The following is a 6,219-nucleotide window of genomic DNA, read 5'->3' as shown; positions in this document are numbered from 1 at the left end:
CGTCCCGGCAACATAAATGTTGCCAAAGGAATCTCCCACCCATCGCCTAAACGATGAGCCGGGGTATTGCCATAATTGGCACTGGCTTATCAAGCACCCTGTTGAGTTCTCAAAGAACAACCGCACACCTTCGAACCGCTCCGCTTTCGCGTCTCGGCCCCCGGGGCACTCGCTCTACTTTACTAGGCCTTTTCGGTGTTGTCAACCGGTTTCTCCCGGTTGGCTCCGATCTGCCCTAGTAAGTCCACCGCGCCAAGCGCGCAGCTATGCTGCGATCTCGGTTCAGAGGATTTGGCAGGACGGCCGGTGTGCGAATCTCTCAGTGCTGAGTGACCCGGTTTACCTCGCCCGTTTCCCTGCCGGCTCGCAAAACACTACCCGCTGGCCTCAGGGCCTCCAAATCGGGGGTCACCCTCAGCAGTTTTCGCAGGCCAGACGCGGTTCAGGGGTGGCGTACCTCGACCATGCCGTCGCGGACCCGGACCGGGAGGACAGGCTGGTCGTTGCCGGCGGGCCCGTGCATCACGGCTCCGTCGGTGAGGCGGAAGGCGCTGCCGTGCCACGGGCACACCACGCACCCGTCGGCGACCTCGCCCTCGCTGAGCGGCCCTCCCTCATGGGAGCAGCGCTCGATCATCGCGGTGACCCGGTCGCCCTGACGGAAGAAGAGGACAGCCGTGTCACCCACCCGGCGAGCGGCCGGCTTGCCGTCGGGCAGTGAGGCGAGCGACCCCGCGACGGTCCACTCGTCGGGGAGGCGCGTCACCTCGGGAGCGGCGTGGCTGATTCCGGCGCCCTGGGCGTACGAGAGATGTCCGCCCAGAAATGCCCCCGCTCCCGCGACCGACAGTCCCGCGTAGGCCAGGGCTTTTCCCTGGGTGACCCGCCCGGTGAGCCGGGCCACCAGGGACGTCGCGTAGAGACCGGCGGCGAGCGCGTTGGCGGCGGCGTGGACGAGACCGACCCGGCGCCGGTCCCTGGTCATCTCGGACCAGTCGACGAGGCCGGCGACCACGGCGGGGGCGACTCCGGCGAGTCCGGCCCCGATGAGCGCGGTGGCCGCCCTACCGGTGGAACGGGAGCTGCCGAGGTCGAGAACCGCCGCGGAGAGGAAGGCGCCGACCGGGACCTGGACCAGCACCGGGTGCAGGGGATGCCCGATCCAGGTGCCGTGCAGGAGGTCACGCAGTGTGCGTGGGCGGACCGTGGCCGTGACCGCGGCCTGGAGCTTGTCGCTGGCGCCGTCGAGGGCGTCCGCCTGTTCGAGCCGGGTGAGAACCTGCCGCAACATGTCTTGGCGGTTCCCACCCGGTCGCGGTCGAAACGTCAGGCGAGTGCTTTCAGTGCGTCGCCGATGCCGCGGTGGAACGTGGGGTACGCCCAGATCTGGCTGTGCAGGGTGCTGATCGGCACCTCGGCGTGGACGGCGACGGCGAGCGCGCCGATCATCTCGCCGCCGGCCGGGCCCGCGGTGGTGGCGCCGACCAGCACACCGCGCTGGTGATCGGCGACGACCTTGATGAAGCCCTCGTTGCCGGGGCCGTGCACGAAGCCGCGGGAGGTGGCGGAGAGCGGGACGTGGCCCACCCGTACGTCGGTGAGCGTGTCGCGGGCCTGCTGTTCGGTGAGGCCGACCGCGCCGATCTCGGGGTCGAGGAAGGTGACCCGGGGCCGGGCGCGGTAGTCGGCGCCGGGCCCGCCCTGGCCGAGGATGTCGCGGACCGCGATGTCGGCCTCGTACATGGCCATGTGGGTGAAGTTGCCGTTGCCGGTGACGTCGCCGACGGCCCAGACCCGGTCGGCGGCGCGCATCCGGTCGTCGGTGGTGAGGAAGCGGGCGCCCGGGTCGAGGCCGATGGTCTCCAGGCCGAGGTCGCCGAGGCGGGCGGCGCGGCCGGTGGCGACGAGCAGCCGGTCGCCGGTGACGGTGCTCCCGTCGGTGAGGGCCACGGTGAAGGCGCCGTCGTGGGTCACGTGGGTGGCTCGGACGCCGGTCTTCACGGTCACCCCGTCGGCGGTCAGGACTCCGGTCGCGACCTCGGAGGATTCGGGTTCCTCCATGGCCAGGATCCGGCCGGAGCCCTCGATGATCGTCACCGCGACGCCGAAGCGGGCGAACACCTGGGCGAACTCGCAGCCGATCGCGCCGCCGCCGAGGATGATCAGGGAGGCGGGCAGGGTGGCGGCTTCGACCGCGTCCCGGTTGGTCCAGTACGGGGTGCCGGCGAGACCGTCGATCGGTGGGATGACGGCCACGGTTCCGGTGGCGAGGACCAGGCCGCGCGCTGCGGCGTACTCCTGCTCTCCGACCCGGACGCGGCCGGGACCGGTGATCGTGGCCCGGCCACGCACGAAGGTCCCGCCTCTACCCGTGAGGCGGTCGACGGCGGCCTTGTCGTTCCAGTCGTCGGTGGCCTGGTCGCGGACGCGCACGGCGACCGGTGTCCAGTCGGGTTCCACGGTGGAGGCGCCGGCCAGGCCGGGGATGCGCCGTGCCTCGGCGAGGGCGCTCCCGGCGCGGACCATCATCTTGGTGGGAATGCATCCCCAGTACGGGCATTCGCCCCCGACCAGGTTGTGTTCCACCCCGACCACGTCGAGGCCGGCCGAGGCGAGCCGTCCGGCGGCCTCCTCGCCGCCCACACCGAGCCCGATGACCACCACGTCCACGTTGCGCACGTCACCCATGGGATCCAGCTAACCATCGGAAGCGGTGAGAGTCGCGGGTCCCGCCGGAGAGACGTTGACGGACGCAACCGCCGGCGGGCCCCGCTCCCGTCCGGCAGGACCGGACGGTGAATCAGTCCCGCAGCCAGACCGCCTCGTCCCGGTGCGATTCCAACGGTCCGGGGTAGTCGAGGCCGCGGCGTTCCGGTTCGGGGAGGCGCCACGGCTGGTGCACGGCGGCGCCGTCGATCCCCTTCAACTCCGGTACGTAGCGACGAACGTACACGCCTTCGGGGTCGAACCGGAGCGCCTGACGGATCGGGTTGAACCTGCGGTAGGGGCGGGTGTCGTTGCCGGTGCCCGCGGTCCACTGCCAGTTGCCCGAGTTGTTCGGCACGTCGCCGTCGAGCAGCCATCGGAAGAACCAGGCCACCCCGGACCGCCAGTCGATGCCGAGGTGTTTGGTGAGGAACGCCGCGGTGATCAGGCGGGCCCGGTTGTGCATCCAGCCCTCGTCGCGCAGCTGGCGCATCCCGGCGTCGACGATCGGGACGCCGGTGAGCCCGTCCTGCCAGTGTTCCAGGGCGTCGGTGTCGTAGCGCCAGTCCCGGTCGGCGGCCGGGCGCAGCGCCTCGGTCGACAGTTTCGGGTGGACGCGGGCGACCTGGTAGTAGAAGTCCCGCCAGCAGAGCTGACGGACGAAGGCTTCGGCGTCTCGCGAGCGCGCCGTCCGGGCCAGGCTGAGCGGGGAGAGACAACCCCAGCGGAGGTACGGGCTGAGCCTGCTCGTGGCATCACCGGGGAGATCGTCGTGCGCGTCGTCGTACCCCTCGATGTCGTGCCTCAGCCACGCGGTGAGCCGGCGCCGGGCCGCGGTCTCGCCACCCTCGCAGGCGTGGGGTGATTCTCCGGCCGGGAGGGCCGGCAGGTCTCCGGGTGTGACGCCGTCCGGCAGGGTGAGCCGGTCCGGTGCGGTCGCCGCGGGTCGCCATCGTGCCGCCGACCAGGAGCGGTAGTAGGGCGTGAAGACCTTGTAGCAGTCTCCGCCGCCGCCCGGCCGGAGCGTTCCGGGTTCGGCGACGGTGAGTCCGGCGTGGAGTTCGAGGGCGATGCGGTGGCGGTCGCACTCGTGTGCGAGGCGGCGTTCCCGGCGGCGGGCGTAGCCGCTCACGTCGGCGGCCAGGGTGATCGTCGTGGCGCAGGTGTCGCGGGCCGTCCGGATGGTCTCGGCGACCGGGTCGCCCTCGCGCACGACCAGGTCGCCGCCCAGCTTCCGGAGTCGGTCGCGCAGGTCGGCGAGGCTCTGGTGGAGGAAGCGGGTGCGGTTCGGGGAGAGGCCGGCGAGCGTGGGGTCGAGGACGTAGAGGGGGACGACCCGGTCGGCGGCGGCGCAGGCGGCGGCGAGGGCCGGGTTGTCGTCCAGGCGCAGGTCCCGGGTGAGCAGGACGACGGCGGTGGACATCAGGCCGCCAGCTGGACGGGTGTCCCGGGGCGGGTGAGCAGGCTGCGGACCGCGACGGCGGCCCGGCGGTGGTGGGGCACGGTGGCCCGGCGGCCGAAGACGTCGTAGCCGATCGCCTCGATCTCGTCGAGGATGCCGCCGTAGAGCTGGAAAGCGGTACGCATGCAGGCCTGGGACGCCGGTTCGAGCAGCGGGATGCCGGGGGCGGCCAGGGCGTAGTGCTCGCGGGCCCGGGCCACCTCGGCCTTGATCAGCGCCTTGACCGCCGGGGTGGCGACGCCGGCGCGCAGGGTGCGGTGGGTGACGCCGAACTCGTCGAGGTGTTCCTCGGGCAGGTAGACGCGGCCGCGGTCGAGGTCCTCGGCGACGTCCCGGATGAAGTTGGTGAGCTGGAAGGCGAAGCCGAGTTGCCGGGCGGGTTCGCGGGCGGCGACCGGGTCGGAGGAGCCGAGGATCGGCAGCATCATGGTGCCGATGACCGCGGCCGAGCCCTCCATGTAGTCGAGCAGGTCGTCATAGGTCCGGTACGACGTGACCGTTATGTCCATCGTCATGCTGCGCAGGAACTTCTCGAAGTCCTCGAGGTCCAGGTCGAAGATCGCGATGGTGTGCAGCACGGCCGGCAGCAGTTCGTCGTCGGTGGGTTCGCCGCGGAGGCCGGCGAGGAACTTGTTCGACCACGCGGCCAGCAGGGCGGCTCGCTCGGCAGAGGGCCGGGACTCGGTCCGGTCGACTATTTCGTCCGCATATCGGGTGAATCCATAGAGGGCATGCACATGCCGGCGCTTCCACGCCGGTAGCAACCGGGTCGCCAGGTAATACGTCCGTCCGTGCTCGCGATGCAGTTCACGGCAGCGCTCGTAGGCCGCTGCCAGATCGGTTTCCATGCCGGGTCCTCCGGTCAAAAGCTCTATAGATTCAGAATCGACGCACGAATCGACGCAACTTCACAAAGTTAGGGTACGGTACTGAGCGTGGCCAATCACACCCTCGAGGGAAATCGCCTCGAAGCGATCCCCCGCCAACCGGTCTCGCACCGAGCGCTGATCGGCGCCGTCGAGGGCACGCTGGCCGACTTCCTCGCCGCCCAGATCGCCGCGCTCGACGCCGTCGACCCCGCCCTGGGCGGATTCACCCGCACCGCCCGTGATCTGGTCATGGCCGGCGGCAAGCGGATCCGGCCGACGTTCGCGTACTGGGGCTGGCGCGGCGTCGTCGGCACCACCGAGCCGGTCGAGGCCGTCTTACCCGCTCTCGCCGCTCTCGAACTCATGCACACCTTCGCCCTGGTGCACGACGACGTGATGGACCGCTCGGCGACCCGCCGGGGCCGGCCCACCGCGCACCGGCTCTTCGCCGCCAAGCACGGCGACCAGTTCGGTGACTCGGCCGCCGTCCTGGTCGGCGACCTCTGCCTGGTCTGGGCCGATCAGCTGCTGGCCCGCACCGCGGCGCCCCCGGCGGTGCTGGTCGAGGTCCGGGCCCGCTACGACCGGATGCGGATCGAGGCGATCGCCGGGCAGTACCTCGACGTCCTCGGCGAGACCGACCCGGCCTCCTGGTCGGTGGAGCGGGCGCTGCTCGTGGCCCGGCACAAGACGGCCAGCTACACCGTGCAGTGGCCGCTCGCGTTCGGGCTGGCCCTCGCCTGCGCGGGGCGCACCGATCTCGACGAGGCCTACCAGGTGTACGGGCTGGCCGTCGGCGAGGCCTTCCAGCTCCGCGACGACCTCCTCGGGGTGTACGGGGACCCGGCGGTGACCGGGAAACCGGCCGGCGACGACCTGCGCACCGGGAAGCCGACGACCCTGCTCATGATGGCCCGCCGAATGGCCACCGAGGCACAGCTCGACGAGCTGGCGGTGGCCGGCGTCGCCCGGCAGGCCGAGATCATCGCGGCGACCGGTGCGCCGGCCCGGGTCGAGGAGATGATCCGGGAGCGGGTCCGGGAGGGTGTGGCGGCGATCACCGATGCGCCCGTTCGAGCCGACGCGCGTACCGCTCTGATCGAACTGGCGGCGGCCGCGAGCCATCGCCCGGCATGATGTTCTCCTTCCCCTCTGGTTTGTTGGCCCCTCTGGTTCTGTTGG

General features: G+C 71.2%; 5 protein-coding genes. 1 reads left to right on the top strand and 4 read right to left on the bottom strand.

Annotated features, from left to right (window positions below; genetic code table 11):
- Positions 1–442 precede the first annotated feature (442 nt).
- From KZ829_RS31310 to KZ829_RS31295, 4 genes are all read right to left on the bottom strand, one after another.
- Positions 443–1,291 carry a Rieske (2Fe-2S) protein gene (locus tag KZ829_RS31310; protein WP_220147449.1) on the bottom strand — a complete coding sequence of 283 codons (849 nt, stop codon included), beginning with the start codon at positions 1,289–1,291 and terminating at the stop codon, positions 443–445.
- A 35-nt stretch (positions 1,292–1,326) separates the two neighbouring features.
- Positions 1,327–2,688, bottom strand: a complete 1,362-nt coding sequence (locus KZ829_RS31305) for a dihydrolipoyl dehydrogenase family protein (protein ID WP_220147448.1) — start codon at positions 2,686–2,688, stop codon at positions 1,327–1,329.
- 112 nt (positions 2,689–2,800) lie between these two features.
- Positions 2,801–4,129, bottom strand: coding sequence for a cryptochrome/photolyase family protein (locus KZ829_RS31300; RefSeq protein WP_220147447.1), 1,329 nt, complete (start codon positions 4,127–4,129; stop codon positions 2,801–2,803).
- Positions 4,129–5,016: a phytoene/squalene synthase family protein gene (locus tag KZ829_RS31295; protein WP_220147446.1), complete on the bottom strand. Its 888-nt coding sequence runs from the start codon at positions 5,014–5,016 to the stop codon at positions 4,129–4,131. Before KZ829_RS31295 ends, KZ829_RS31300 begins: the two co-directional genes overlap by 1 nt.
- 126 nt (positions 5,017–5,142) lie before the next feature.
- Between KZ829_RS31295 and KZ829_RS31290 the strand changes: the two genes are divergently transcribed.
- Complete coding sequence (locus tag KZ829_RS31290) at positions 5,143–6,174, top strand: polyprenyl synthetase family protein (RefSeq protein WP_308285737.1); 1,032 nt, start codon at positions 5,143–5,145, stop codon at positions 6,172–6,174.
- The last annotated feature ends 45 nt before the right edge of the window (positions 6,175–6,219 follow it).

The sequence above is a fragment of the Actinoplanes hulinensis genome, from assembly GCF_019429605.1.
GTDB lineage: Bacteria > Actinomycetota > Actinomycetes > Mycobacteriales > Micromonosporaceae > Actinoplanes > Actinoplanes campanulatus.
This window is presented reverse-complemented; position numbering and strand designations above follow the sequence as displayed.